Annotated in this window: 2 protein-coding genes; both read left to right on the top strand. The window is 27.9% G+C overall.

Going from position 1 to position 1,719, the window contains the following annotated elements; all coding sequences use genetic code 11:
• The first annotated feature begins 2 nt into the window (after positions 1–2).
• Entirely contained in the window at positions 3–914 is a 912-nt protein-coding gene (locus E6A48_RS06970) for a cobalamin biosynthesis protein (RefSeq protein WP_308461604.1), read from the top strand.
• A gap of 36 nt (positions 915–950) precedes the next feature.
• Entirely contained in the window at positions 951–1,460 is a 510-nt protein-coding gene (locus tag E6A48_RS06965) for a nitroreductase family protein (RefSeq protein ID WP_219709317.1), read from the top strand.
• Positions 1,461–1,719: the final 259 nt, after the last annotated feature.

Below are 1,719 nucleotides of genomic sequence, written 5' to 3'. Positions count from 1 at the left end.
ATATATTTCAGTATATAAGACTTCCAATAGAAAAATTACAATATTTATTAAAAGATAAAGTTTATAAAAACAATGAAACACTAGAGCTTATTTTGGGAATAGTAATTTCATTAATGATTTTATTTATATCTTTTGTAGTTCCATATTTTTTATATTATTTTTTATATAAAGTTCATTTTTTATTAGGAATTATAATAGAGCTTATAGCAGCATATATTATAATAGGAATAAGAAAACCTTTTGAAGTTAGCTCTTCTATATATTCATCTGTTAAATACACAAACTTAGACGAGGCAAAGAGTACTTTAAAAGAAAATACTAATATAGATGTTAATGATATTGACAGAGAAAATATTATTAAAAAAACTATAGAATATTCTTCTATTAGTGTATCGGAGGATTATATATATACTTCTATTTTCTTTCTTTTAGGGGGAGTACCTCTTTGTTTTATGTATAAAATATTATGTATGCTTTCTGATATATCATCAGATAATAATGTTGCTATTGATGAAAACAGGTCTAAAGATAAATATGGAATGTTTAATATTAATTTTGCTTATTATATTAATATGATACCTTCTATATTTGCGTTTTTATCATATGCTGTAGCAGATTTTCTTTTGGGATATGATATAAAAAAGGCTTTTAGAGTTTTTAAGAGAGATGGAAATGATAATAAGGCTAGGTTGGAATGTGGTGTTGCGGGGGCTTTGGATATAGAGCTTGGAGGAGAATATTTTAAAGATTCAGAGATTCATGATAGAATTTTAGTTGGAGATGCAATAAATAAATTAGAATCTAGTTATATAATATTAGCTAACAAGATATTGATTGTTGGTGCTATAGTTGCTTTATTTGTGTTGATAGTTTTAAAATTATTATTTATGCTATTGGGTATTATAATATTTTAATAAATTGTTATTTAATTATTTTTTGGGGGTATTTTTATGCAAGAAGATATTTTATTTACAAGAAGAAGTATAAGAAAATATATTAAAGATAAAGCAGTAGAAAAAGAAAAGATAGACTACATACTAAAAGCTGCTATGTATGCTCCTTCAGCAAACAATAAAAGAAATTGGGAGTTTATAGTTGTAGAGAAAAGAGATACATTAGATAAGATAGCTGATGTTCACCCTTATGCTAAGATGCTATATACTGCAACTTTGGCTATTATTGTATGCGGAGATTTATCTGATGAATCTGGAAAACTTTATTGGCAGCAAAACTGTTCTGCGGCAATAGAAAATTTAATGCTTGCTTGTAAAGCAAAAGATTTAGGAAGCGTATGGCTTGGGGTGGCTCCTCGTGAAGAGAGAATGAATGATATTATAAAATTGTTTAATTTGCCAGAGCATATAAAACCTCTTGGAATAGTTGCTGTGGGATATCCTGACGGTGAAGTGGCTATGCCTGAGAGATTTGAGCCAAACAAAATTCATTATGAGGCTTATTAATTTTATATAAGTCTTATTTAGGTATATACTAAAAATTTTTAACTTTATTTATTTTTATTATTTGCAGGGCTTTGCCCCGCACCCCAGTTCTTTTGTCGCCACAAAGAACCAAAAAGGCTGCATTTTTTAGCTCAGATTTAGGTATTACGTTATATATTTAATACATATTCCTTATATATAAATATATGACATTTATAAAACTAAAACACTTGCACTTTCGCAAAGCGTTCCCGAAGGGCGAAAACTTTGACGAAGTCCG

This window comes from Brachyspira pilosicoli (assembly GCF_019402445.1).
GTDB lineage: Bacteria > Spirochaetota > Brachyspiria > Brachyspirales > Brachyspiraceae > Brachyspira > Brachyspira pilosicoli_B.
The sequence above is the reverse complement of the archived record's forward strand: the minus strand, read 5'-3'. Positions and strand labels throughout refer to the sequence as shown.

Coding starts and splice junctions, on each gene's coding strand:
- E6A48_RS06965 (WP_219709317.1), top strand. CDS start 951: ATGCAAGAAGATATTTTATTTACAAGAAGAAGTATAAGAAAATATATT.